General features: G+C 73.3%; 23 protein-coding genes and 1 pseudogene. 13 read left to right on the forward strand and 11 right to left on the reverse strand.

Annotation, left to right across the window (positions count from 1 at the left end; all coding sequences use genetic code 11):
- The first annotated feature begins 40 nt into the window (after positions 1-40).
- From DER29_RS18390 to DER29_RS18440, 11 genes are all read left to right on the forward strand, one after another.
- Positions 41-418, forward strand: a complete 378-nt coding sequence (locus tag DER29_RS18390; RefSeq protein ID WP_121398448.1) for a nuclear transport factor 2 family protein — start codon at positions 41-43, stop codon at positions 416-418.
- Positions 415-741, forward strand: coding sequence for a TIGR04076 family protein (locus DER29_RS18395; protein WP_121398449.1), 327 nt, complete (start codon positions 415-417; stop codon positions 739-741). Before DER29_RS18390 ends, DER29_RS18395 begins: the two co-directional genes overlap by 4 nt.
- Entirely contained in the window at positions 738-1,736 is a 999-nt protein-coding gene (locus tag DER29_RS18400; protein WP_199729348.1) for an LLM class flavin-dependent oxidoreductase, read from the forward strand. Before DER29_RS18395 ends, DER29_RS18400 begins: the two co-directional genes overlap by 4 nt.
- 172 nt (positions 1,737-1,908) lie before the next feature.
- Complete coding sequence (locus DER29_RS18405; protein ID WP_121398450.1) at positions 1,909-4,293, forward strand: discoidin domain-containing protein; 2,385 nt, start codon at positions 1,909-1,911, stop codon at positions 4,291-4,293.
- A gap of 70 nt (positions 4,294-4,363) precedes the next feature.
- A complete protein-coding gene (locus DER29_RS18410) occupies positions 4,364-6,409 on the forward strand; it encodes a glycosyl hydrolase family 28-related protein (RefSeq protein ID WP_121398451.1) in 2,046 nt (681 codons plus the stop codon).
- A gap of 448 nt (positions 6,410-6,857) precedes the next feature.
- Positions 6,858-7,562, forward strand: a complete 705-nt coding sequence (locus DER29_RS18415; protein ID WP_121398452.1) for a tryptophan 2,3-dioxygenase family protein — start codon at positions 6,858-6,860, stop codon at positions 7,560-7,562.
- 58 nt (positions 7,563-7,620) lie between these two features.
- Positions 7,621-8,913, forward strand: a complete 1,293-nt coding sequence (locus DER29_RS18420; protein ID WP_121398453.1) for a tryptophan 2,3-dioxygenase family protein — start codon at positions 7,621-7,623, stop codon at positions 8,911-8,913.
- Complete coding sequence (locus DER29_RS18425; RefSeq protein WP_121398454.1) at positions 8,910-10,088, forward strand: aminotransferase class V-fold PLP-dependent enzyme; 1,179 nt, start codon at positions 8,910-8,912, stop codon at positions 10,086-10,088. Before DER29_RS18420 ends, DER29_RS18425 begins: the two co-directional genes overlap by 4 nt.
- Complete coding sequence (locus DER29_RS18430; RefSeq protein WP_121398455.1) at positions 10,085-11,116, forward strand: methyltransferase; 1,032 nt, start codon at positions 10,085-10,087, stop codon at positions 11,114-11,116. The genes DER29_RS18425 and DER29_RS18430 overlap by 4 nt, the downstream gene beginning before the upstream one ends.
- Before the next feature lie 107 nt (positions 11,117-11,223).
- The gene (locus DER29_RS18435) at positions 11,224-11,595 is read left to right on the forward strand and encodes a hypothetical protein (protein WP_121398456.1); all 372 of its coding nucleotides are present in this window, start codon (positions 11,224-11,226) and stop codon (positions 11,593-11,595) included.
- Between the two features lie 129 nt (positions 11,596-11,724).
- Positions 11,725-12,141, forward strand: a complete 417-nt coding sequence (locus DER29_RS18440; RefSeq protein WP_121398457.1) for a YchJ family protein — start codon at positions 11,725-11,727, stop codon at positions 12,139-12,141.
- Positions 12,142-12,180: 39 nt separating this feature from the next.
- Here the strand turns inward: DER29_RS18440 and DER29_RS18445 are convergent, their stop codons facing one another.
- The 8 genes from DER29_RS18445 to DER29_RS18480 form a co-directional block, all read right to left on the reverse strand.
- On the reverse strand, positions 12,181-12,726 hold the full coding sequence (locus DER29_RS18445) for a gluconokinase (RefSeq protein ID WP_121398458.1): 546 nt from the start codon (positions 12,724-12,726) through the stop codon (positions 12,181-12,183).
- Positions 12,716-14,050 carry a D-mannonate dehydratase ManD gene (gene manD / locus DER29_RS18450; RefSeq protein WP_255421060.1) on the reverse strand — a complete coding sequence of 445 codons (1,335 nt, stop codon included), beginning with the start codon at positions 14,048-14,050 and terminating at the stop codon, positions 12,716-12,718. Before manD ends, DER29_RS18445 begins: the two co-directional genes overlap by 11 nt.
- Positions 13,978-14,931, reverse strand: coding sequence for a sugar kinase (locus DER29_RS18455; protein WP_121398460.1), 954 nt, complete (start codon positions 14,929-14,931; stop codon positions 13,978-13,980). Before DER29_RS18455 ends, manD begins: the two co-directional genes overlap by 73 nt.
- Entirely contained in the window at positions 14,928-15,566 is a 639-nt protein-coding gene (locus tag DER29_RS18460; RefSeq protein ID WP_121398461.1) for a bifunctional 4-hydroxy-2-oxoglutarate aldolase/2-dehydro-3-deoxy-phosphogluconate aldolase, read from the reverse strand. The genes DER29_RS18455 and DER29_RS18460 overlap by 4 nt, the downstream gene beginning before the upstream one ends.
- Positions 15,567-15,570: 4 nt before the next feature.
- Positions 15,571-16,719, reverse strand: coding sequence for a galactonate dehydratase (gene dgoD / locus DER29_RS18465; protein ID WP_121398462.1), 1,149 nt, complete (start codon positions 16,717-16,719; stop codon positions 15,571-15,573).
- A 7-nt stretch (positions 16,720-16,726) separates the two neighbouring features.
- The gene (locus DER29_RS18470) at positions 16,727-17,542 is read right to left on the reverse strand and encodes a carbohydrate ABC transporter permease (RefSeq protein ID WP_121398463.1); all 816 of its coding nucleotides are present in this window, start codon (positions 17,540-17,542) and stop codon (positions 16,727-16,729) included.
- Positions 17,539-18,489 (reverse strand): carbohydrate ABC transporter permease, encoded by a 951-nt coding sequence (locus DER29_RS18475; protein ID WP_199729349.1) that lies wholly within the window; start codon positions 18,487-18,489, stop codon positions 17,539-17,541. Before DER29_RS18475 ends, DER29_RS18470 begins: the two co-directional genes overlap by 4 nt.
- 76 nt (positions 18,490-18,565) lie before the next feature.
- Entirely contained in the window at positions 18,566-19,855 is a 1,290-nt protein-coding gene (locus DER29_RS18480; protein WP_233599902.1) for a sugar ABC transporter substrate-binding protein, read from the reverse strand.
- A gap of 145 nt (positions 19,856-20,000) precedes the next feature.
- Here DER29_RS18480 and DER29_RS18485 point away from each other — a divergent pair, with 145 nt between their 5' ends.
- A complete protein-coding gene (locus DER29_RS18485; RefSeq protein ID WP_233599904.1) occupies positions 20,001-20,762 on the forward strand; it encodes a FadR/GntR family transcriptional regulator in 762 nt (253 codons plus the stop codon).
- A 224-nt stretch (positions 20,763-20,986) separates the two neighbouring features.
- Positions 20,987-21,706 carry a DUF4287 domain-containing protein gene (locus DER29_RS18490; protein ID WP_233599906.1) on the forward strand — a complete coding sequence of 240 codons (720 nt, stop codon included), beginning with the start codon at positions 20,987-20,989 and terminating at the stop codon, positions 21,704-21,706.
- A 108-nt stretch (positions 21,707-21,814) separates the two neighbouring features.
- Here DER29_RS18490 and DER29_RS18495 read toward each other — a convergent pair whose 3' ends face one another.
- The 3 genes and pseudogenes from DER29_RS18495 to DER29_RS35455 form a co-directional block, all read right to left on the reverse strand.
- On the reverse strand, positions 21,815-23,185 hold the full coding sequence (locus DER29_RS18495) for an MFS transporter (protein ID WP_121398467.1): 1,371 nt from the start codon (positions 23,183-23,185) through the stop codon (positions 21,815-21,817).
- Between the two features lie 466 nt (positions 23,186-23,651).
- Positions 23,652-24,446, reverse strand: a pseudogene (locus DER29_RS18500) (hypothetical protein); the annotation flags it as partial.
- Positions 24,447-24,498: 52 nt separating this feature from the next.
- Entirely contained in the window at positions 24,499-25,635 is a 1,137-nt protein-coding gene (locus DER29_RS35455; RefSeq protein ID WP_233599908.1) for a hypothetical protein, read from the reverse strand.
- Between the last annotated feature and the right edge of the window lies 1 nt (position 25,636).

The following is a 25,636-nucleotide window of genomic DNA, read 5'->3' on the forward strand; positions in this document are numbered from 1 at the left end:
CCACCGACACCCCCGTCCGCCCGACCGGAAGCGAGCCCCGATGACCGTTGACGATCTCACCGCCGCCATCACCGACATGTACCGGTCGTTGGGCGACCGGGCGGCGTTCGACGCCCGGCTGCACCCCGAACTGACGATCTGGGAGTCCGACGCGCCCGACCTGCTGGACGGTCTGGCCGCCCTCGACGACCTGCGGGACCGCCGGGCGGCGGACCGGGGACCGGCCGCGCCGCCGGCCTCGGTCGCCCCCGAGCAGTTCCGGGTCGAGTCGTGGGACGACACCGGCCTGGTCCGCTACGTCCTGCGGGCCCGGTACGCGGCCGGGCAGCCGGACGACTGCTTCCGGGTGACGGACGTGCTGCGCCGCGACGAGCGGGGCTGGCGGATCGTGCACCACCACGCGGAGGCCCTGCGATGAGCGCCGAGGAACCGGTCACCGACCTGTACGACCTGCGGGTCGTGGTGGAACGGATCGAGGGCCGCTCCGTCTGCGGCCTCCAGCCGGGGGACCACATCGACCTGACCGAGTCGAACCGGCTCCGCATCCCGACGGGCAAGCACTTCTGCCTCTACGCCCTCGCCGCGTGCCTGCCGCTGCTGCCGGCCAAGCAGCGCCCGTTGCCGCCGGGGGACTGGCTGGCCCGGGACTGCCACGTGGCCTGCCCCGATCCCGACGAGCGGGTCATCCTGCGCATCGAGCGGACCGGCCGGCGCCAGATCCCGACTGGAGAACTGACGTGAGCACCGACGACGGACGCCGACTGGTCGGCATCGGACTGCAGTCCGACAAGAGTGCCGACGAGTACGCCGCGCTGGCCGAGCTCGCCGAGGGGCACGGCTTCGACGTGCTGTCGGTCTTCGGTGACCTGATGTACCAGCCGCCGTTCTTCCCGCTGCTGGTGGCCGCGCGGCACACCCGGCGGATCCGCCTCGGGTCGGCCTGCCTGAACCCGTTCACCATGCATCCGGTGGAGATCGCCGGACAGGTCGCGGCCCTGGACCTGGCGTCGAACGGGCGGGCCTACCTCGGGCTGGCCCGGGGCACCTGGCTGGACCAGGTCGGGGTGCCCCAGGCCCGGCCGCTGCGGCGGATCGCCGAGACCGTCGACGTGGTCCGGCTGCTGCTGTCCCGTGACGACCGGGGCTTCCAGGGCCGGGAGTTCACCGTGGCGCCCGGCACGGCGCTGCGCTACGCCCCGGTCCGCGCCGACGTGCCCGTCCTGGTGGGGACGTGGGGTCAGCAGACCGCCCGGACGGCCGCCGCGTTCGCCTCGGAGATCAAGGTCGGCGGGTCGGCCAACCCGGCGATGGCCAAGACCATGCGCGCCTGGCTGGACGACGCCGCGCCCGAGGCCCGGGTCGGCGTGGTGCTCGGCGCCGTGACCGTGGTGGACGAGGACGGCGCCCTGGCCCGGCGGGTGGCCCGTACGGAGGTGGCCATGTACCTCGCCGTGGTCGCCGCCCTCGACCCGAACGTCGACATCGACCCGGAGCTGCTGGCGCGCATCCAGCAGCACGTCGCCCGCCAGGAGCACGACCTCGCCGGCGCGCTGATCGGCGGGGACCTGCTCGACCTGTTCGCCTTCTCCGGCACCCCCGAACACGTCGCGGCGCAGGCCGCGGCGGTGTTCGACGCCGGGGCGACCCGGGTGGAGTTCGGCACCCCGCACGGGTTGACCCCGGCTGGCGGCGTCGACCTGCTCGGCCGCCGGGTGCTGCCGCTGCTGCGGCAATGACGCCGTGGCGGGGGCGGGCGTGCACCGGCCCGCCCCCGCCACGGGCCCGCCGTCCCGCCCCGCTTGCACGGGCAGTCGAATTCTTTCGTTCTGAGATCCAACTCTTGCGCTGGCAAGTCCAGTACTGACACCATACCCATCGATACCTTTCCGTATCGGAGGGAGCAGGGCCATGGCGGTGTCGCGCCGGAGACTGATCGGATCACTCGCCGCGGGCTCGGCCCTCGCCGCTGTCGCGCCGACCGACCTGGTGGCGGCCCTGCGCGGCACCGCGTACGCGGCCAGCCCGCCGGGCGACGTCGTCGGCAAGGTCTCGGTCGGCTACCAGGGCTGGTTCAGCTGCCCCGGTGACGGCGCGCCCATCGGCGGCTGGTGGCACTGGAGCCGCGACCGGTTCCAGTCTCCCTCCCCGGCCAACACCACCATCGTCTCCTGGCCCGACATGCGGGAGTACGCCCGCGGCTACACCACCGCCTACCCGCCGCTCGGCAACGGCCAGCCGGCGCAGCTCTTCTCCTCCTACGACGAGCAGACTGTCGACACCCACTTCCGCTGGATGCGCGAGCACGGCTGCGACACCGCCGCCCTGCAACGGTTCAACCCGTTCGGCGACGAGGGGCCGACGCGCGACGCCATGACGGTCAAGGTCCGGGGCGCGGCCGAACGCCACGGCCGCAAGTTCTACGTCATGTACGACGTCACCGGCTGGACGGCGATGCAGTCCCAGATCAAGGAGGACTGGCTGAACCGGATGTCCGCGCACACCGCCTCCCCGGCGTACGCGCGGCAGAACGGCCGGCCGGTGGTCTGCGTCTGGGGCTTCGGCTTCAACGACGACGGCCGCCCCTTCGCCCCCGCCGCCTGCCTCGACGTCGTCAACTGGTTCAAGGCCCAGGGCTGCTACGTCATCGGCGGCGTGCCGACGTACTGGCGACAGGGCGTCAACGACTCCCGGCCGGGCTTCTCCGAGGTCTACCGTGCGTTCCACATGCTCTCGCCGTGGATGGTCGGGCGCACCGGCACCCTCGACGGGCTCGACTGGTTCCACACCAACGTCAACGTCCCCGACCTGGCCGACTGCGCCGCGCACGGCATCGACTACCAGCCCTGCGTGATGCCGGGCGACCTGTCGGCCGGGCACCGCCGCCACGGCGACTTCTACTGGCGGCACCTCTACAACATGACCCGGCTCGGCGCCCAGGGCCTCTACGTGTCGATGTTCGACGAGTTCAACGAGGGCAACCAGATCGCCAAGACCAGCGAGACGCAGGCGACCACCCCGGCGGGGGCGGGCATCCGCGCGCTGGACGAGGACGGCGTCGCCTGCTCCGCCGACTACTACCTGCGGATCACCGCCGACGGCTGCCGGATGTTCAAGGGCCAGCTCGCCCTGACCCCCGTACGGCCGACGCCGCCCGTCGTCGGCGGCGGCCCGGCGCCCGGGGGCGACCTGGCCGCCGGCCGGCCGACGTCGGCGAGCAGCCGGAACGGCTCGTTCGCCGCCGGCAACGCCGTCGACGCCGATCCGAACAGCTACTGGGAGTCCACCAACGGCGCCTTCCCGCAGTGGTGGCAGGTCGACCTCGGCGCGGCGCACGCGGTGACCCGGATCGTGCTGGCCGTGCCGGCCGGCTGGGAGGCGCGCACCCAGACGCTGACGGTGCAGGGCAGCACCGACGGCGCGACCTTCCGCACGCTCGCCGGGCCGGCCGGGGTCCGGTTCGACCCGGCCACCGGCAACACCGCGACCCTCACCGTGCCGTCGGCCACCGCCCGGCACGTGCGGGTGACCGTCACCGCCAACACCGCCTGGCCGGCGGCCCAACTCGCCCGCGTCGGGGTGTACGCGGCGACCGGGACGCCCACCCCGCCCACGCCGCCGGGCGGCCTCACCGTGACCGGCCGCACCTCGACAAGCGTGTCGCTGGCCTGGACGGCGTCGACCGACGCCGACGGCGTGACCGGCTACCAGGTGCGCCGCGACGGGCAGACCGTCGCGTCCGTCCCGGGCACCTCCGCCACCGTGGGCGGGCTGACGCCCAGCACCGCGTACACCTTCACCGTCGTCGCCGTGGACGGGGGCGGCACCCTGTCGGCGCCGTCCAGCGCGGTGTCGGTGACCACCGACCCGGCACCCGGGACCGACCTCGCTCGGGGCCGGCCGGTGACGGAGAGCAGCCACGTCCAGAACTACGGCTGCGCCAACACCGTCGACGGTGACGCCGACAGCTACTGGGAGAGCGCCGGCAACGCCTTCCCGCAGTGGGTGCGGGTCGACCTCGGCACGGTCGTCGAAGTCGGACAGGTCGTGCTCCGGCTCCCGCCCGCCGCCGCCTGGCAGCGACGCACCCAGACGGTCGCGGTCGAGGTGAGCCCGGACGGCGCCGCGTGGAGCACGCCCGTCGCGCCGGCCGGCCGGGTCTTCGATCCGGCCACCGGCAACCGGGTGACGCTCGCCGTCCCGGCGACGCCCGGCCGGTACGTGCGCATCCGCGTCACCGGCAACACCGGCTGGCCGGCGGCGCAGCTGTCCCAGCTTGAGGTGTACGCCGCATAGCGGCGGTCACTGCCGGCCGCGCGGCTGTGCCGCGCGGCCGGACCCGTCCCACCACGAGAAGAGTCCCGTCATGCCCCTGAGCAGATACTCGCCGCCCGGACCGTCGTCGCGGCGGCGGCCCCGGGCGGCGGTCGCCGCCACCGTCGCGCTCGCCACCGCCCTCGGCGTCCTGGCCGGCGCGCCCGGCCCGGCCACCGCCACCCCACCCGCCGGCACCGGGCCGGTCGTGACCAGGGCCGGCCTCGACCCGCGCCTGGTCGCGGGACGCGGCGCCGACGTCGACTTCGTCGAGCAGGAGGCGGAGAACGCCACCACGAACGGCGAGGTCATCGGCCCCGACCGCACCGCCTACACGCTGCCGGCCGAGGCCTCCGGGCGCAGCGCGGTCCGGCTGACCCCTGGCCGGTACGTCGAGTTCGTCCTGCCCCGCGCCGCCAACGCGATCACCGTGCGCTACAGCATCCCCGACGCCCCGCGGGGCGGCGGCATCACCGCCCCGCTGGACGTGGCGGTCAACGACCGGCGGGTCCGGACGATGACCCTCACCTCGCAGTACGCCTGGCTCTACAACCAGTACCCGTTCTCCAACGACCCGACCGCCGGGCTGCTGCACCCGGACTGGTGGATCACCGAGTGCTCGTGCGTGCCGGCGGCCACCACGCCGTACCCGAGCATCCCCACGCCGTTCCGCCCCAGCCACTTCTACGACGAGCAGCGGCTGCTGCTCGGCCGGACGTACCGGGCGGGCGACCGGATCCGGCTCACCGCCCCGGCGGGCAGCAACGCGGCGTGGACGGTGATCGACCTGCTCGACTCCGAACTCGTCGGTCCCCCGCGCGTCCGGCTGCGCGCCGCGAACGTCCTGGCCTTCGGCGCCGATCCGACCGGCCGCCGCGACTCCGCCGACGCCCTGGACCGGGCCATCGCCTTCGCCCGACGGGCGGACGTGCCGGTCTACCTGCCGCCCGGCACGTACCAGGTCAACCGGCACATCATCGTCGACGACGTGACGATCGAGGGCGCCGGCAACTGGTACACGATCGTCAAGGGGCGCGAGGTCGCGCTGCCCACGCCCGCGCCGGACGGCTCGGTGCACACCGGCGTCGGCTTCTACGGCCGCAGCGCCGCCGACGGCGGCAGCCGCGACGTGCACCTCTCCGGCTTCGCCATCGAGGGCGACGTGCGCGAGCGCATCGACACCGACCAGGTCAACGCGATCGGCGGCGCGATGAGCGACTCCACCATCGACGGGCTGCACCTGCGCCACACGAAGGTGGGCATCTGGTTCGACGGGCCGATGACCAACGTGCGGGTCACCGACACGATCATCGTGGACCAGATCGCGGACGGGCTCAACTTCCACACCGGCGTCACCGACTCGCTGGTCACCCACACCTTCGTCCGCAACACCGGCGACGACGGGCTCGCCATGTGGTCGGAGAAGGTCGGCAACGCCCGCAACCGGTTCGACCACAACACCGTGCAGTCGCCGGTGCTGGCCAACGGCATCGCCCTCTACGGCGGCACCGACCTCACCGTGTCGCACAACCTGGTCGCCGATCCGGTGCGCGAGGGCAGCGCGATCCAGGTAGGGTCCCGCTTCGGCGCGGAGCCCTTCACCGGGCGGCTGCTGATCACCGGCAACACCACCGCCCGCGCCGGCACGTACGAGCTGAACTGGAAGATCGGGCTGGGGGCCATCTGGTTCTACGCCCTCGACCGGGACATCGACGCGACCGTCGACGTGATCGGGGACAGCTACCTCGACAACACGTACAACGCCATCATGCTGGTCAGCGACTGGCCGGTGAAGGACCTCCACTCGATCACCGGCGTCCGGTTCCAGGACATCCGGGTCGACGGCACGGGCACCTCCGTGCTGAGCGCCCGCGCGGCGGGCTCGGCCTCGTTGCGCAACGTCGACGCCCGCAACGTCGGCGCCGTCGGCGTCAACAACTGCGGGTCGTTCAACTTCCCGGCGACCGGCTCGGAGTTCGCCCTCACCGATCTCGGCGGCAACGACGGCGGCTGGCTGGCCCCGTGGCAGTTGCCGAACACCATCACCTGCGACGACCGCCCGCCGGTCGTGCCGCCGCCGCCACCGTCGGCCTGGTGAGCCCCTCGCGGTGGGCGGTGGACTCCGCCGCCCACCGCACCGGCCAGTCCTGTCCGGCGGGTGTCCAGCGCCAGGTCGGAGAGGCGATCGTATGCGCGGCCGCCTCCGCCGCGCCACCGCCAGCCGCCGCCGTACCGGGACACCCCGGCACGGCGGCGGCTTTCTCGTACCCCCTGAACGGGAACCGTCGACCCAACCCCGCACCCACCCGCCGGCCGTGTGACGGGTCAGCCGTTCACCACGATTGACGAATGTCGACCAAATGTGCTAACAAACCGCCTTGTGAATGTCGTCGAAAATGGCGGAAACCCTCCTCTTTCCGGAAACTGACACGGGACGCGACAGAGGCGTGACACATTGCCTTTCGTCGTTGCATAATGGCCGCCGCACGCGCTGTCGCACCGTCGGTTTCCGATGCGGCGACGCCGACCGAAGGGGACACAATTCCGTGAAGCGGGACCACTCACCTGTGCTGCCTGGCGACGGCGCCACGGACTATGCGCGCTACATGCGGCTGGACGCGCTGCTCGACCTGCAACGGCGTCCGGAGGAGATGCTCCACCGCGACGAGCTGCTCTTCCAGGTGGTGCACCAGTCCACCGAGTTGTGGCTGAAACTCGCCGCCGCCGAGCTGGCCGAGGCGGTCACCCGGCTGCGCGCCGGCGAGCTGGCGGTGACCGAGTCGCTGCTGGCCCGGGCGACGCTCGGAATCCAGCTGGTCACCGACCAGCTGGAGATGTTCCGGCACCTGTCCCCGGCCGACTTCCAGGCCATGCAACCGGCGTTGGGCAAGGGATCCGGCGCGGAGTCGCCCGGCTGGCGGCAGGTCCAGGCCACGAGCCGACAGCTAGGCCGGGCGTTCGCCGAGCATCTGGAAGCCCAGGGAATCGACCCGGCCACACTGGGCCGGCCGGATCCGGCGGACCCCGTCCAGCGGCTCGCCGAGGCGCTCGTCGAGTGGGACGAGCGGGTGTCGCTGTGGCGGACGCGGCACTATCAGCTCGCCCTGCGTGTCGGGGGCCACGCCCCGGACGGTGCCGAGGCGACGATGCTCGCCAAGCTCGTCGGATACCGGTTCTTCCCCGAACTGTGGCGGGCCCGCCTGAAGCCCACCGATGAATCCGGTAACGAATCACAGGTCGGTCGTCCCTGACAATCCTCGTCCACCAGAAATTGTCAATCCCTCCCCACCTGTCTGCGTGGCGACCGAAATGTCGAGGTGCGGTTTCGTGCGTGAACTGACGAGCTGGCTGTCCGGTGCCGGTGAGCCCGACAGTTTCCCATACTCCGCCGTGCTGGCGGAGTTTCACCGGGTCGGCAAACACTTCGTCGAGAAGGAGCTGCTGGCCCTGCTCGACCAGGCCCGTGCGCAGTCGACGGTGCCGGCGGCCGCGCGGGACGCCCACGCCCGGTTGCTGGGTGACTTCCTCGACACCGCGCTCGACAAGTGGGACGGCCGGTACGACTACCGCAGTTACCTGGCGCTGCGGCTGCTCCGGCTGCCCTGCGGGGACGACGTCGACGACGGGCCGGCCGCCGACCCGCTCGGTGCCCGGCGGGAACGGGACCGGCTCCTCGTCCGCCTGGTCGCCGACGCGCTGGCCTTCGAGCTGACCGCCGCCTCCGGCACCACCGACCTGCTGCCCGAGCGGCGCCCGAGCCGGGACGTGGTGGCCAAGCGCTACCGGCTCGGCGTACGGGCCGCGTCCCCCGCCCTCGTCCGGATGGGCCTGGCCGGCACGGTCCCCCACCGGGAGGCGGTGGCGACCCCGGACGAGCTGCGGGCCCTCGCCGCCGACCCGGATCCCAGCGGGGAGCTGGTGCTGCGGCTGAGCATGCTGCCGGTCCACGTGACACACGACGAGTACTTGTTCATCCGGGTGCTCCAGGCGTACGAGTGCCTCTTCGCCGGGATCGCCGACGAGCTGCGCGCCACCGTCGCCGCCCTGACCGCCGGCCAGGCGGGGCCGGCGGTCGAGCGGCTGGCGTACGCCCGCGAGCAGCTCACCAGCGCCGGACCGCTGTTCTCGCTGCTGGCCACCATGCATCCGGAGGCGTTCCGGACGTTCCGGGAGTTCACCGAGGGGGCGAGCGCCATCCAGTCGCGCTCCTACAAGCTGGTGGAGTCGCTGTGCCGTACCCCGGAGGGGTCGCGGTTGGACTCGGCCGCCTACCACCAGGTGCCGGAGGTCCGCGACCGGGTGCACGCCGGGCGGCCGTCGGTCGACGACGCGTTCCGGGCCGCCGTACGCGACGGCCTGCTCGCCGCGCCTGGCGGCGAGCGGGTCGAGGAGGAGATGCGGTCGTTCGCCGCCGCGGTCGTCCAGTGGCGGCGTACGCACCACCGGCTGGCGACCCGGATGCTCGGCCCCCGCCCCGGCACCGGCTACACGGAGGGCACGCCCTACCTGGCCGCCGTCCGGTCCATCCCGGTCTTCACCTCCGTCGCCGACGACTCCCGATCGGCGTCCCCGACCGGACCGACCGGAGGCAGCCCCGAGTGAGCCCGCCCGAACCGCACCCCGACGCGCACGTGCCCGAGTGCCTCGACGCCACCGCGCACGCCGCCCTGCGCGCCGAGTTCCCCCTGCTCCAGAGCGCCGTCTATCTCAACAACAACTCCACCGGCGCGGTGCCCAGAGGGGCGGAACACGTCCTCACCGGCTACTGGGAGACGCTGCGGAGCTGGCGCGACGAGGTCTGGCAGGGCTGGCACGTCGGCCTCGACCGGTACGCCGACTCGGTCGCCGACCTCATCGGCGCGCCGGCGGGCAGCGTCGTCACGGACGCGAACCTCAGCACGCTGCTCGCCCGGGTGGCGTCCTGTTTCGACTACCGCCCGCCGCGCGACCGGATCGTCACCACCGACCTCGAGTACCCGACCGTGCCGTTCATCTGGAACGCGTTCCGCCGCTACGGCGCCCGACTCGACGTGGTCGGCTCGGGCGGCCCGTGGTTCGACGAGGACGCCCTCGAGGCGCGGATCGACGAGCGGACGCTGCTGGTGTGCGTCCCGCACGCCAGCTTCTCCTCCGGCGCCACCGTCGACCTGCCCCGACTGGTGCGCCGGGCCCACGACGTCGGTGCCCTGGTGGTCGTCGACGCCTTCCAGAGCGTCGGGGTCATGCCGCTGGACGTGACGGCGCTCGGCGTCGACGTCGTCCTCGGCGGCGCGCACAAGTGGCTCTGCGGCGTCGGCACCGCCTTTCTCTACGTCCGCCCGGGCCTGGTGCCGCAGCTGGAGCCGGCGGCGACCGGCTGGCAGGCCGGCGACCGGGCGTTCACGTTCCAACCGTCGACCGGCTGGGCCGACGGGGCCCGGCGATTCGCCGGCGGGACACCGTTCCCCCTCACCTCGTTGGTCTCCCAGGTCGGCCTGGACCTGCTGGCCGGCGTCGGCATTCCCGCGATCCGCCGGCACTCGCTCGCCTGCACCCAACGGGTCCTGGACCGGGCCGCGGCGGCCGGCATCGACGTGGTCAGCCCGACCGAGCCGCACCGGCGCGGCGGCGTGGTGTGCCTCGATGTCGCCGACGGCGAGGCGGTCAAGCGGCGGCTGGCCGCGCGGGACATGGTCTGCAGCTGGCGTGGCTACCTGCGGGTCGGACCGCACGTCTACAACACCATCGAGGAGATCGACGCGTTCATGGACGCACTGGAAGAGGAGCTGGGCCGGTGAACGTCACCCTGTCACCGCGGGCACTGATGAGCCTGCTCGCCAACGGGCCCAAGGCCATGGACGTGCTGGAGACCGCGCTCGGCATGGGGCTGCTCGACGCCCTGGAGCCGGGCCCGGCCCGCCTCGGCGAGCTCGCCGAGCGGTTCGGCGTGCGGCCCCTGCGGCTCTACAAGTTCCTCGACTGCCTGGAGAGCCTCGGCTTCGTCGCGCGCAGCGAGCCCGGCGACGACATCGCCTCGGCCACGTACCGGACGGCACCCGGCCTGCGCGACGCCGTCGCGGCGGTGGTCGGCCCGGACGCCATCGAGCGGGACCGGGACCGCTATCCCTGGCGGCGGCTGCACGGCCGGCTGGGCGAGAGCCTGCGCGGCGAGGTCAGCATGGGCGACGACGACTTCGCCTGGCCGCCGAAGACCGACGAGCAGACCGCCGACTTCGAGCGCAGCATGGCCGTCGGTCTCGGCCCGGTGATCGAGGCGGTGCACCGCAACGCCGACCGGCTGTGGCCGGGGCGGACGCGACTGCTGGACGTCGGCGGCGGGGACGGCACGCTCGCCGCGCACGTCCTCGACGACGCCCCGGGGCTGCGGGTCGACGTGTACAACCTGCCGGCGGTGGCGCCGCTGGTGGAGGCCACCCGGGCCCGCAGGGGGCACGCGGACCGGCTGGGGTTCGTCGGCGGCGACTTCCTCGCCGAGCCGCTGCCGTCGGGCTACGACGCGCTGGCGTTCGTCCGGGTGCTGCACGACTGGCCGAACGAGGTCGCCCGCCGGCTGGTCGAGAAGGCGTACGCGGCCCTGGAGCCGGGCGGGATGCTGCTGATCTGCGAGGAGTTCCGCACCCCGGACCGGCTGGCGATGCAGTTCTTCTGGAGCTACTTCCTCATCGGGGTCGACAGCTGCGTGAGCCGGCTGCGGGAGGTCGACTTCTACACCGGCCTGCTCAAGGAGGTCGGCTTCGAACGGGTGGCGGTGCTGCCCGGCGGCTGGGAGCTGGTCTGCGCGTACAAGCCGGGGACCGGGGGGTGAAGCGCGCGCGGGGGCCGGGCCGGCTCCCGCGCCGCGGCGGCCCCGGCGTTTGACCGCCGGGGCCGGGGGAAGACCGTGCGCCCAGGGCCGATTCCCGAGGAGCGACGATGGCGGACGCAGGACGGGCCAGGAAGGCCACCGGGGCGCGCAAGGCCCCGATGAAGCGGGCGGCGGCGGCGAAGAAGGTGGCGACGGCCACGAAGCGGGCCACCGGGGCGACCGCGGCCAAGTCTCCGGGTGAGAAGCCGACCGCGACGACCGCCCGCGTGGCCCGGAAGAAGGACACCTCGGCCACGGCGACCCCGGCCCGCGCCCGCAAGGCGCCCGCCACGGCCGCGCCGGCGAAGAAGGCGCCCGCGAAGAAGGCGGTGAAGGCCGCGGCGACCCGCGCCGGCGCGGCCTCGAAGACCTCGGCCCGCAAGGCCACGACCATGGAGTCGTTCGGCACCCGACGGGCGCCCCGGACGAGCGCCGGCTGACCCGGGAGGGCTGGGGCACGCCGGGCCCGGTCGCGGCGCGCCCGTCACCGGCGTCGGACCCGACCCCCGCGTGCCGCCCGGCCGGGGTCCGGACGCCGGCCGCGCCGGGCCGTCGGCCAGAATGGGCCGGTGGCGAAGCGACCCCGCCGGCGGGCGGCCGACGACCCTGACCGGCCCTGCCCGTGCGGCTCCGGCCAGCCGTACGCCGGATGCTGCGGGCGGCTGCACCGGGGCGAGGCGGACGCGGCGACCGCCGAGGCGCTGATGCGCTCGCGGTACAGCGCCTTCGCCGTCGGCGACACCGCGTACCTGCTGCGCAGCTGGCACTCCTCGACCCGGCCGGGCCGGCTCGACCTCGACGCCGGCCAGCGCTGGACGGGCCTGGAGATCGTCGACACCGACCGGGGCGGGCTGTTCGACGCCACCGGCACCGTCGAGTTCCGGGCCCACCACCGCGCCGGCGGCCGGCCGGGTACGCAGACCGAGCGCAGCCGGTTCGTCCGTGAGGACGGCCGCTGGGTCTACCTCGACGCGCTGCCCGACTGACCCCGGTCGCGGCGCCGGGGCACCGCGACCGGCACACGGTCAGCCGTTCGCGGTGATGCCCTTCGACAGGCCGAGCCGCCGCACCGCCGCCGAGACGAGCGCGTCCGGCGTCAGCGACACGTCGAGCACCAGCACCGACTCGTCTGGGTGGGGCCGTTCCAGGGTGGCCAGCTGCGACTGAAGCAGGCTCGCCGGCATGTAGTGCCCGGCACGCCCGGCCATCCGCTCCCGGATCACCTCGGCCGCACCGTCCAGGTGGACGAACTCGACGCTCGGCGGCCCCTGGCGCAGCACGTCGCGGTAGGTGCGCCGCAGCGCCGAGCAGGCCAGCACCGTCGACACGCCCTCGGCGGCGCGGGCGGCCATCCAGCCGGCCAGCTCGCGCAGCCAGGGCAGGCGGGCGGCGTCGTCCAGCGGTACGCCGGCACGCATCTGCGCCACGTGCTGCGGCGTGTGGAACTCGTCCGCCTCGGCGAAGGTCAGGCCGGTCGCGGCGGCGATGCCCAGGGCCACCGTGGTCTTGCCGGCCCCGGACACCCCCATCACGACGACGTGCCGCGTCGGGGACGCGCCCTCACCAGTCATGGACGGTGCCGTCCTGGAGCCGGTTGAACGGCAGGTAGGCCGGCACGTACGGGAACTTCGCGGCCGCCTCCTCGTCCAGCTCGACGCCGAGCCCGGGCTGCTCCCCGGGGTGCAGGTAGCCGTCGGTGAAGGTGAACGACTGCCGGAACACCTCGTTGGTGAGCGCCCCGTGCTGCATGTACTCCTGGATGCCGAAGTTGTGGATGGCCAGGTCCAGGTGCAGGGCGGCGGCCATGCCGACGGGCGAGATGTCGGTCGGCCCGTGGATGCCGGACTTGATCTGGTACTGGGCCGCGAAGTCGAGCAGCTTGCGCATGGCCGTGATGCCGCCGGTGTGGGTGACGGCGGAGCGCACGTAGTCGATGAGCTGCTCGCGGATGAGCGTCTGGTAGTCCCAGACGGTGTTGAAGACCTCGCCGATCGCCAGCGGCGTGGTGGTGTGCTGGCGCACCAGCCGCAGCGCCTCCTGGTTCTCCGCCGGCGTGCAGTCCTCCAGCCAGAACAGGTCGTACGGCTCCAGCGCCTTGCCGAGCTTCGCCGCCTGGATGGGGGTCATCCGGTGGTGGCCGTCGTGCAGCAGCGGCAGCTCGGGGCCGAACTCGTTGCGGACCGCCTCGAACACGCCGGGCAGGTGACGCAGGTAGGAGCGGGTGTCCCAGTCCTCCTCGGCCGGCAGCGGGGTGCGCTGCGCCGGCTCGTAGTCGTAGCGCTTGCCGTCGGCGCTGGGCTGGGTGGCGACCCCGTACACGGCGTTGATGCCCGGCACCGAGGTCTGCACCCGGATCGAGCGGTAGCCCTGTTCGAGGTGCCGGCGGATCGAGTCGAACAGCTCCGGCAGGTCCCGGCCGGAGGCGTGCCCGTAGGCCATGATGCCGGTGCGCGACGCCCCGCCCAGCAGCTGGTACAGCGGCATGCCGGCGGCCTTGGCCTTGATGTCCCACAGGGCCACGTCGACCGCCGCGATGGCGGCCATGGTGACCGGCCCGCGACGCCAGTACGCCGAGCGGTAGAGGAACTGCCAGGCGTCCTCGATGCGGTGCGCGTCCCGGCCGATCAGCAGCGGGACGACGTGGTCGCGCAGGTACGAGGCGACCGAGAGTTCCCGTCCGTTGAGGGTGCCGTCGCCCAGGCCGGTGACGCCGTCCTCCGTGGTGATCTTCAGGGTGACGAAGTTGCGGTCGGGGCTGGAGACGATGACGTCAGCGGCGACGATCTTCACGGGGTGCCTTTCTTCTTCGGGGTGCTCGGCGGCTAGCGGAGGACGTCTCCGGCCTCGCGGCCGTCGAGGAGGGACAGTTCGGCGCGGCGTGGCAGCCCTTCCCAGTCGCCGGGGCTGGAGACCGCGAAGGCGCCGAGGGTGGCCGCGCGACGCAGCCGGCCGGCCAGGTCGAGACCGTCGAACCAGCCGGACAGGTAGCCGGCGGTGAACGCGTCCCCGGCGCCGACGGCGTCGACGGCGGTCACGGTCAGCGCCTCGGCGTGCCGCACCCCGTCGCGGGTGTGCGCGCGGGCGCCGTCGGCGCCCAGCTTGACCAGGACCGTGTCCACGCCGCGGCGCAGCAGGTCCGCCACGACGGTGGGCTCGTCGGCGCCGGGGTCGCCGACGAGGTCCAGCTCGTCGGCGGAGGCGACGACGGTCGAGGCGTACCCGGCCAGCGGGGTGAGCACCTCGCGGGCGGTGTCGCGGGACCAGAGGCGCTCGCGGTGGTTGACGTCGAGGCAGACCGGGATGCCGGCGGCGACGGCGGCCTCGGCCGCCCACCGGGTGGCCGCGCGGGCGGCGTCGGACAGCGCCGGGGTGATGCCGCTCAGGTGCAGCATCCGCGCGCCGGCCGCCAGCGGCGCCCGCAGGTCGTCGACGCCGAGGGCGGAGCCGGCCGACCCGGCCCGGTGGTACTGCACCCGGGTCAGGTCGGCGGTGCGCCGCTCCAGGAACATCAGTCCGGTCGGCCGGTCCGGGTCGCGGGTCACGCCGTCGACGGCGACGCCCTCGGCGCGCAGTTGCCGCAGGACGTACTCGCCGAACTCGTCGGCGCCGAGGCGGCCGATCCAGGCGGCGCGGTGGCCCAGCCGGGCCACCGCGACGGCCACGTTGGACTCGGCGCCGGCCAGGTGCATCGTCAGCGGTCCCCCGGCGGCGAGCGGGCCGGCCGAGCGCAGCGACACGAGGGCCTCGCCGACGGTGAGCAGGTCCGGTGCGGTCATGACGCGGCCGGCTCCCGCACGGCGGCGAGGTAGGTGCGCGCCCGCGCCCGCAGCGCGTCCAGGTCGCCGCCGGAGGCGGCGTCGCCGACCAGCGGGCCGCCGAGGCCGACCGCGATCGCGCCGGCCCGGAAGTAGCCGGGCACGTCGTCCAGGCCGACGCCGCCGACGGCGACGAACGGGATGTCCGGGAAGGGGTCGCGCACCGCCCTGAGGTACGCCGGGCCGCCGACCGACGCCGGGAACAGCTTGACCGCCGACGCCCCCATCCGCACCGCGGTGTACGCCTCGGTCGGGGTGAGCGCCCCGGCGGCGACCGGGAGGCCGCGGCGCGCCGCCTCGGCGATCGACTCGACCACGGCCGGCGTCACCACGAACTGCGCGCCTGCGGCGGCCACGTCGGCGACGTCGGCGGTGGTCAGCACCGTGCCGGCCCCGACCAGCGACCCGGCGGGGGCCGCCGCGCGCAGCGCCTCGATCGCCCCCGGGGCGTCCGGCGTGGTGAGGGCCACCTCGACGACGCGTACGCCCTCCTGGAGCAGCGCGGTGCCGGCGGCGATCGCGGCGGCGGTGTCGGTGCCGCGGATGATCGCGAGGATGCGGGCGGCGGTGAGTTCGGCGGTGAGGTTGACGGTCATGTGATCACCATTCCGCGTAGGAGCCGTCGCGGTGCCGCCACGTGGGGCTGCGCCACGCGTGCCCGCGCTTGTCCGCCGCCCGTACGGCGTCTTCGTCGATCTCGATGCCGAGGCCGGGTGCCGTGAGCCGCTCGACGTACCCGTCGACGAACGTCAGCGGGGTCTTGTCGAGGCAGTAGTCGAGCACCTCGGCGCCGAGGTTGTAGTGGATGCCGATGCTCTGTTCCTGGATCAGGTAGTTCGGCGTGGCGAAGCCGACCTGGAGGCAGGCGGCGAGCGCGATCGGCCCGAGCGGGCAGTGCGGGGCGAGCTGCACGTCGTACACCTCGGCCAGCGCGGCGATCTTGCGGACCTCGGTGATGCCGCCGGCGTGCGAGAGGTCCGGCTGGGCCACCGCGATGCCGGCCTGGAGCACCGGCAGGAACTCCTGCCGGTTGTAGAGCCGCTCCCCCGTCGACACCGGCGTGGTGGTGGAACGGACGAACTCGCCGATGAGGTGCGAGTTTTCCGGCACCACCGGCTCCTCCAGGAAGAACGGCCGGTACGGCTCGAGCAGCGGGGCGACCCGGCGGGCGGTGGCGAGGGTGAACCGGCCGTGGAAGTCGACCGCCACGTCCCGCTCGTCGCCGAGCACCTCGCGGGCGGCGGCCACCCGCTGCACCACGCCGTCGATCTCGGCGACGGACGCGACGGCGCTCATCCGGCCGGAGGCGTTCATCTTCACGGCGGTCAGGCCGGTGGCGACGGCGGCGGCGATCTGGTCGCGTACCTCGCTCGGCTCGTCGCCGCCGACCCAGCCGTAGACCCGGATCCGGTCCCGGACCGGGCCGCCGAGCAGCTGGTGCACCGGCGCGCCGAAGTGCTTGCCGGCGATGTCCCACAGCGCCTGGTCGAGCCCGGCGACGGCGCTGGCCAGGATCGGCCCGCCCCGGTAGAACGAGCCCTTGGTCATGACCTGCCAGTGGTCCTCGATCCGCAGCGCGTCCCGGCCGTCGAGCAGCTCGCTGAGCTGCTCGACGGCGGTGCGGACGGTCTCGGACCGACCCTCGCAGGTCGCCTCGCCCCAGCCGACGATCCCGGAGGACGTCTCGACCCGGACGAACAGCCAGCGCGGCGCGACGAGGAAGGTCTCCACCCGTTCGATCGTGGTCACGGTGTCCTCAGCCCTTCGTGGCGCCGGCGGTGAGGCCGGAGACGACGTACTTCTGCACGAACAGGGCGATCAGCATGATCGGCAGGGTGACCACCGTGGCCGCCGCCATCAGGCCGCCCCAGTCGATGCTGGCGTAGCCGACGAAGTCGAAGATCGCCACCGGGAGCGTCTTGGTGTCGGCCCCGGAGAGCACGAGGGCGAACATGAAGTTGTTCCAGGAGAAGATGAACGACAGGATGCCGGCGGTGGCGATGCCGGGCACCGACAGCGGCAGGGTGATCCGCCGGAACGCGCCGATGTGGGTCAGCCCGTCGACGAGCGCCGCCTCCTCGAGTTCGGCCGGCAGGCCGTCGAAGTAGCCCATCATGATGTAGACGATCAACGGCAGCGACACGAACATGTGGCTGAGGATCAGCACGGTGAACCCGCCGACCATCTGCAGGTTCGAGAAGACGTAGTACCAGGGCACCAGCAGCGAGACGCCGGGGATGACCCGCGCCATGAGCACGACGAGCGCGGACTTCTTCATGTTGAAGCGGCTCATCGAGTACGCGGCGGGCACGCCGAGCAGCAGCGACAGCACGGTGGCCGCGAGCGCCACCCAGAGGCTGTTGCCGATGAACTGGACGTAGTTGGCCTGCTGGAGGACGTTGGAGTAGTTGTCCAGCGTCGGGGAGAAGACGAACGCCTTGTCGGTGTCGTAGATGTCGACGTTCGTCTTCAACGACGCGGCGACCATCCAGACCAGCGGCGCGATCAGCGCCAGCACCACGAGGACGAGGGCGACCGTCCGGAAGATCTTGTAAGGCCTGCGCAGCTTCATCGGTCCATGCCCTTCTTGCGGTAGGTCAGGGCCCACATCACCCCGATGATGATCAGGAAGAAGATGATGAGGACGGTCGATGAGACGCCGTAGTCGTTGTAGTCGAAGCTGAGGCCGTAGGCGTACACGTTCAGGGTCTCCACCTCGTGGAACGACCCGCCGCCGCGCCCCTTGGTGGCGTACAGGATGTCGAAGGTCTTCAGGGCGTCGATGCCGCGCAGCAGGATCGCGACGATCACGGTGGGCATCAGCAGCGGCAGGGTGACGTGCCGGAACCGCTGCCAGGTGCTGGCGCCGTCGATCAGCGCCGCCTCCTGCGGCTCGTCGGACAGCGACGTCAGGCCGGCGAGCAGGATCAGCACGACCATCGGCGTCCACTGCCAGATGTCGATGAACATCGTCGTCGGCAGGGCCGAACTCTGCCCGGAGAGCCAGGGCTGGGGGCCGATGCCGACCCAGCCGAGCACCTGGTTCGCCATGCCGATGTTGGGATCGAAGATCAGCCGCCACATCATGCCGACCGCGACCGGGGTGGCCACCAGCGGCAGGAGGATCGCGACCCGGACCCACTTCTCACCGCGGAACGGCCGCCACAGCAGCAGGGCGATCGCCATGCCGAGGACGACCTCGAAGAAGAGCACGACGCCGGTGAAGAGCGCGGTGCGCCACACGGCCGGCCAGAACCGGTCGGTGTCGCCGAGCACGTCGAGGTAGTTCTGGATGCCGATGAACTCGCTCTCGGCGCGGACCGAGCCCTCGGCGTCGGTCAGGCTGAGGTACCCGGTCCACGCCACCGGAAAGACGATCAGCACGGCGACGAACAACATGGCGGGTGCCGCGAAGAGCCACTTGCGGTGCTCGTTGGCCCAGCGCGACCAGGCCGAGGTCTCCGGGGACGCCGGACGCGCCTCGGGCGCTCTTTTGACTGGTGTGGTGACGGCTGACATCAGGTCTCCGGGTGGGTCAGGGCAGCGGCCCGACGCGGGTGGCGGAGCCGGTCGGCTCCGCCACCTGCGCTTCGGGCTACTTCGCCTCGTCGTCGAGGAACTTCTGGAACGCCTCGTTCGCCGCGTCCGCCGAGGCGGCCGCGTCCTTGCCGGTGATCGCGTCGACGATCGGCTGGCCGACGATCTCCCGGGCCTGGGCGACCTTCTCGACCAGCGGCCGGTCGTGGCCCACGCCGTTGGCGGTGCTGACCGTGGTGGCCTCGGCGAGGTCCTTCGGGTAGGTCGCCGCGCCCTCCGGGTTCTCCCAGACGGAGGTACGGGCGCTGGGCACGCCGGCCTTCTGCTGCGCCAGCGCCTGCTCCTTGCCGGCCGCCCACTGGATGAACTTCCAGGCGTTGTCCTGGTTCTTCGAGGCCTCGTTGACGCCGAGCGCCCAGGACGGGATGTTGTACGGCTTCGAGCCGGCCGGGCCGGCCGGGAAGGCCGCGAACCCGACGGTCTCGGAGACCTTCGACTTGGCCGGGTCGGTGGCGTTCTTGTAGAGCGAGTTGGCCTCGGTGTAGAAGGCCGCCTTGCCCTGGGTGAAGATCGCCATCGCCTCGGACCAGCTCATGTCGGTGCTGATGTTCTCCGGGCCGTGCTCACGCAGCAGCCCGCCGTAGTAGGCGTACGCCTGCTTGGCCTGCTCGCTGTTGATCGAGGCCTTGCCGTTGGCGTCGACGAAGTCGCCGCCGAAGCTGTAGAGGAAGCTGGAGAACTGGGTCACGGCGGCGGCCTTGCCGGTACGGGACACGAAGCCCGCCACGCCCGGGTTGTCCGCCTCGACCTTCGCCGCCTGCGCCTTGAGCTCGTCGAGAGTCTTCGGCGGGGCGGTGAAGCCGGACTTCTCCAGCAGGTCCTTGCGGTAGTAGAGGACCTCCTGCTCGGTGATGATCGGCACGCCGACCACCTTGTCCTCGTACGTGGTGGCCTGCACCGGCCCGGACTGGAAGTCGGCGATCTCGAACGCGCTGTCCGACTTGCTCTTCTCGGTCAGGTCGGCGAGGTACTTGTTCTTGGCGAACAGCTTCCCCTCCTGCAGCGGCCGGTACATCATCACGTCCAGGTCGGTGGACCCGGCGTTCAGCTTGACGTTGTACTGGTCGGAGAGCTGGTCCTCACCGAGCTGGGTGACCTCCACCTTCAGGCCCGACTGCTTCTCGAACTCCGGCAGGGCCTTCTTGATGTTCTCCGTCCAGACGTGGTTCACCAGCGTCACGCGAACGGTGTTCGAGCCGCCGGCGTCGTCCCCGCCGCCACCGCAGGCGGACAGGCCGAGGGCGACGACCATCGCCAGGGAAGTCCCAATAACTGATCGACGTCTCACGTCCATCTCTCCTTATGCCGTGGCCGTGGCCGCCGCCCTGACGGGTGGGCCGCCACCTCGCGGTTTACATCCGCTTAACAACCGGATGCTAGGCCGAAAAAACAGATTTATACAAGGGGTAGACCCAACTGATATGCTCCGTGACGTGAAATCGTCCTCCCCGGGGGCTGTGGCCGCCCAGCTCGCCCCTGTCGAGGCTGGCCTGCACGCACGCGTCCTCGATCGCCTCGGCACGGCCATCTGTGACGGTGAGCTGGCTCCCGGGTCGGTGCTCAACATCGACGACCTGGTCGACCGCTACGCCGTGTCCCGCTCGGTCGTCCGCGAGGTGCTGCGGGTGCTCGCCTCGATCGGGTTCATCGAGACCCGTCGCCGCGTCGGGGTCATGATCCGCCCGTCGGAGGACTGGAACGTCTTCGATCCGCAGGTGATCCGCTGGCGGCTGGCCTCGGCCGGCCGCATCGTCCAGCTTCGTTCGATCACCGAGCTGCGGACCGCCATCGAGCCGCACGCCGCCTGGCTGGCCGCCGGCCGCGTCGGCCACGACGAGGCAAGCGACCTGGTCGGTCTCGCGGCGAAGATGTGGGCCGCCGGCAAGGCCGGCGACGAGGAGCGCTTCCTCCAGCTCGACATAGAATTCCACCGCCGGATCCTCGTCGCCTCCGGCAACGAGATGTTCGTCCGGTTGCAGGACCTCATCGCGGAGGTGCTCACCGGCCGGCACCAGCACCACCTGATGCCGCACCACCCGCACGAGCAGGCCCTCCAGCTGCACGCCGAGGTGGCCCAGGCGATCCAGCGGCGCGACGGCGAGCGCGCCCGGCGAGCCATGGTGCAGCTCATGGAGCAGGCCTTCGACGAGATGAGCTCGATCTGGGAGCAGACCGGCGAGACCGCTGGCGCCTGACCGCGACCCACCGACTCCCGCCCCACCCCCACGGTCCTGCCGTCCCGGCCTATGCTGGTGGCGGCGCCGTCCCGCGCCCCACCTCCTTCCCGGTGCCCACGCCACCGGCCCGCGGAGGCAAAGGGAGCCCCGTGCTCTCGGGACGCCGTGCCACATGCCCTTCTCCGGCGCGGTCGACGGGAGCGTGGGTCCCTGCGACCCGTGCCGTCGACAGGGAGCATGTGATGACGCGCCACAAATCGTTCAAGAACCGGATCCGGGCCCGGATGGAAAAGACCGGCGAGAGCTACACCACCGCCCGCCGGCAGTTGACCGTCCGGGCGAACGCCGCCGGGTCCGAGCCGTCGGCCACGCGGCCCGCGCCGGCGCAGCCGTCGCCCGCGACGGGCGCGACGGGGCAGACCGCACGGATCTCCGACGCGCTGGTCCGGGACCGCACCGGCCGCGGCTGGGACGAGTGGTTCGCCCTCCTCGACGCCTGGGGCGCCACCGGGCGTACGCACACCGAGATCGCCCGCTGGCTGGTCACCACGCACGAAGTGTCCGGCTGGTGGGCGCAGAGCGTCACCGTCGGGTACGAGCAGACGCGCGGCCTGCGCGCCCCCGGTCAGCGGCGCGGGGGCGACTTCTCCGCCGCCGGCAGTCGGACGGTCGGCGTACCGGTGCAGCGGCTCTTCGACGCCTTCGCCGACGACGCGCTGCGCCGGCGGTGGCTGCCCGACGCGGCGGTCCGCGTCCGCACGTCCACCCCGGCGCGGACGTTCCGGGCCGACTGGGGCGACGGGCCGACCCGGATCGTGGTGGGCTTCGCGGCCGTCGACGCGGCGAAGTCCCGGGTGTCCGTGCAGCACGAGAAACTGACCGGGGCGGAGCAGGCGGCCGAGCTGAAGGCGTACTGGCGCGACCGACTCGCCGCGCTCAAGGAGTTGCTGGAGGACCGCTGAGCAGTCCCGCAGCCTCGGCGACCACCAGTGGTCGTTCCCGCACCTTCCCTTCCGGCTGACGGGCGACGGGCCCGGCGGCGGTCGCACTGGACCGCCGCCGGGCCCTGGTCAGCCGGTGAGCCGCGCCGGCCGGCGGCGGGCCGAGTGGCCGGAGCGGGTCACCAGCAGCAGCGCCACGATCAGGTACGGCACGGCGGCCACCGCGAACGCGACCCCGTTGCCGGCCCCGGTGGCGAGCAGGCCGTAGCCGCCGTAGACCGCGATGACCGTCACGTCGGTGGCCATCCCGGCCAGCGAGGTCACGGTGGCGCGGCTGCCCCCGCCGATCCGGGCCTGCAACCGGGCGTCGGCGAGCACGGTGGCGAGCTGGAAGCCGCAGAACGCGGCCGCGACCAGCGCGAAGCCGACCGGCCGGACGGACAGCGCCCCCGCGACCAGGGCCAGGGCCGACAGCGCCAGCAGGCCGGCGTACCCGCGGGCGGTCAGCCGCTCCCCCGCCGGGGCCAGCAGACCGCCCGCGGCCACCCCGAGCCAGGTGAGCAGGAGCAGCAGCGGCACGGTCGCCTCGCCGACGCCGGTGTCCCGGGCCAGCAGCGGGGTGTACTCGTCGAGGGCGCCCCAGACCGCCGCGACGACCGCGACCAGCAGCACCGCCGCGCGCACGGCCCGGTCGGCGTGGACCTCGGCGATCCCGGCGCGCAGGCTCGCCCACCAGCCGAGGTCCTCGTCGTCGTCCGCCCCGCCGTCGCGCCCGGTCCGGTCCGGTCCCCCGTCGGCCGCCACTACGGCGGCCGGGGCGGGCGCGGAGCCGACACCGGCGGGCGCGGAGCCGACACCGGCGGCCGGGGCGTCGGCCCTGCCGGGTGCGGCGTCGACGTCGGCGGGCGCGGGCGGGCGGTGTTCCGGGAGGCGGGTGGCGACGGCGGCGGCGAGCAGGCAGGCGAGCACGCTCGCCACACCGACGGCCGGGTAGCCGCCGACGGCGAACACGGGGCCGGCCAGCAGGATCGAGGCGAGCACCCCGATTGTCCCGGCCGTCTTCGCCCGGCCGATGACGCGGGCGTAGCGGCCGGCGGCGCCCAGGCGGTCGAGTTCGGTGAAGACCAGCGCCTCCAGCGTGCCGGAGGCGAGCGCCCCGCCGGCGCCCCAGAGCACGAAGCCGACGGCGAAGGCCGGGTACGAGGGCACGAGCACCCAGAGGGCGAAGCCGGCGGCGGTGACCACCGGCGCGAGGCTGAGCAGCAGCCGCCGGGAGACCGCGTCGGCGAAGGCGCCGGAGGGCACCTCCAGCATGATGCTGGCGGCCGACCAGATCACGAACAGCGACGAGATCTGCCACACCGACAGGCCGGTGTCGCTGAACAGCAGCGCGTACAGCGGATAGAGCAGGACGAGTTCGCTGAGGAACGCGTACCCGTAGAGGGTGGCCGCCAGCCGGCGGACGCGCGCGTCGGACACGCGCGGAGGGTGGACAGTCATGGGACCTTCCCGTGGGGACGAAGCGGACGCCGGACGTACGGCGACCGCGGCGGCCCACGGCAGTGGCCCCTAGCAGTGCATCAACATCGCCACGTCATGCCCGCGATGGTAGCGGCGCCGGCCCGGGTCGTCACGCCCTTCGCCGGACACCCGCCGGGGCGGGATCCGATGAGGATCCCGCCCCGGCGGCGGTACGCGGTCAGCGGCGGCGCTGCTCGCCGTCCAGCGGCGGGATCACCATGGTGGCCTCGCTGTCCTCGCCCGCCGGGCGGGACGGGACGGTGGCCTCGCCCGAGGTGACCTGGGTGGCGGCCGGTTCGCCCTGCCGCGGCACCGGCACGGTCGGGTCGGTGTCGACGCGGGGACCGGAGACCACCTGCGTGGCATCCGGGTCCGCCACGACGCGCGGGCCGGGAACCACCTGGGTGGCCTCCGGGTCCGTGTCGAGGCGCGGCCCGGCAACCACCTGCGTGGCGTCCGGGTCGCCACCCACCGGGCCGCCGTCCGTGGCCGCCGCGGCGAGGTGAGCCTCGCTGTCGCGGCGTCCGGCCTGGTAGGCGCGCGCGTGCTCGGCGATCAGCTGCGACTCCCGCTCGGCCCGGCTCAGCCACGACTCCCAGCGGCTCTGCATGGGACGGACCAGCCCGCCGCCCACCCCGACGACGAGGATGCCACCGACGGTGGCCAGCACCGCGATCAGCACCGGAGTGGTGACCGCGGTGGCCACGCCGATCTGGTTGAGCGCGGCGATGACGCCCAGGCCGAGGATGAACACGGAGGCGACGGTGGCCAGGATCCGGCCGTACGACAGCCCGCCCAGGGCGCCGCTGATGATGTCCTTCACCGCGTTGGCGATGGCCGCGGCGACCACGACGATGACGATCGCGACGAAGGCGCGGGGCAGCCAGGCGATCACGCCCGCGATCAGGTCGGAGATCGGGTTCGGGCCCCAGATGCCGAAGGCCAGCTGGAGGGTCACCAGCAGCACCCCGTAGTAGGCGAGCTTGGCGACGATGTCGCTGGCGTCGTACCGGGAGCGGGCCAGGGCCCGCCGGATCCCGCCGCGTTCCACGGCACGGTCGAAGCCCACCCGCTCCAGCACCTTGTCCACGATCTTCAGCACGGCCTTGGCGATCAGCCAGCCGGCCACCAGGATCGCCACGAAGGCGACGGCCTTGGGCAGGAACAGCATCACCGACCGGAGGGCGTCCCCCACCGCGTCGCCGAAGTTCTCTCTCATCGGAATTCCTCCACACGGCATCCGGGTTCGTCCGGCCCGACCTACCCCCGGCGGCGGCCGGGGAAACGCCCCGTCAGCGGCGCCGGCAGTCGTAGGACACCGGGGTCTCGGCCTGCACCGGAGCCGGTGAGGTGATGTTGACCGTGGCCGTCTCGGTCGTGCTGCCCACGCCGCTGAAGGCCCAACGCAGCGTCAGCTCGACGGTGCGCTGGCCGCGCCCGACCCGCTCGGTCAGCAGGCTGCCGGGCGCGCTGCCGGTACGCAGCCACTGGTAGCGGATCTCCCCCGCCCGGCCGTTGGTCGACACGGTGGCGACCACGTCGACGGTGACGTCGCACCGGTCACCCGCCGGCTGGGGCACCGCCACCGTCACACCCGTCACCTCCAACGGGCTGATCCGCTGCCAGAGGTAGAGGCCGACGACCGCGAGCAGCGCGACGGTCAGCAGGGTCGACAGCACCGAGGTCACCGTCCGCCACACCGGGCGCCGCCGTGGCGGCGCGGGCGCCGGCCACGCGGGCGCCGAGGGCGGGGTGGCCGGCACGCCCGGCCCGAACCGCACCTCCCCGCCGGGCACGGCGCCGGCAGCACCGGTGGGCCCGCCGGGTGCGGTACCGGCGGCCCCGGTGGGCCCGCCGAAGAGCGTCCCCGGGCCGAACCCGGTGGTACGCCCGGTCGCGGTCTCGTGCCCGGCTCCCGCGGCCGTCGCCCCCGGGCTCCGCTGCCCCGGAGCGGGGTGCGCCGCCGGCCACGGCCCGGTCCGCCCGCCCGGGGCGCGCTGCGGCGTCGTCGGCTCGCCGTAGGCCAGGTGCACGGTCGCCTCGCCCTGGGCCGGGTGCACGGTCGCCTCGTCGCGGGTCAGGCGCGCCGTGGGCTCGTCGCGGGTCAGGTGCACCGTCGCCTCGTCGCGGGTCGGGCGCGCCGTGGGCTGCCCGGTCACGCGGTGGACGGTCGGCTGCCCCGCGGCCGGGTACACGGTCGCGTCACCCGAGGCCAGACGCGCCGTCGGCTCCCCGGCGGCCAGGTACACGGTCGCGTCCCGCAAGGGCAGGTGCGTGGTCGGGCCGGCCGGTGGCTGCGGCCGGCGGACGTCGAAGCGGGCGGTCGCCGCGTCGTCGTCCGACTGCCGGTAGGTGGGCAGCGCCTCGGTCGGCTCGCCCGGCTGCCGGTGGGTGGGCAGGGCCTCGGTCGGGTCGTTCGGCTGGGTCACG

The sequence above is a fragment of the Micromonospora sp. M71_S20 genome (genome assembly GCF_003664255.1).
Lineage (GTDB): Bacteria > Actinomycetota > Actinomycetes > Mycobacteriales > Micromonosporaceae > Micromonospora.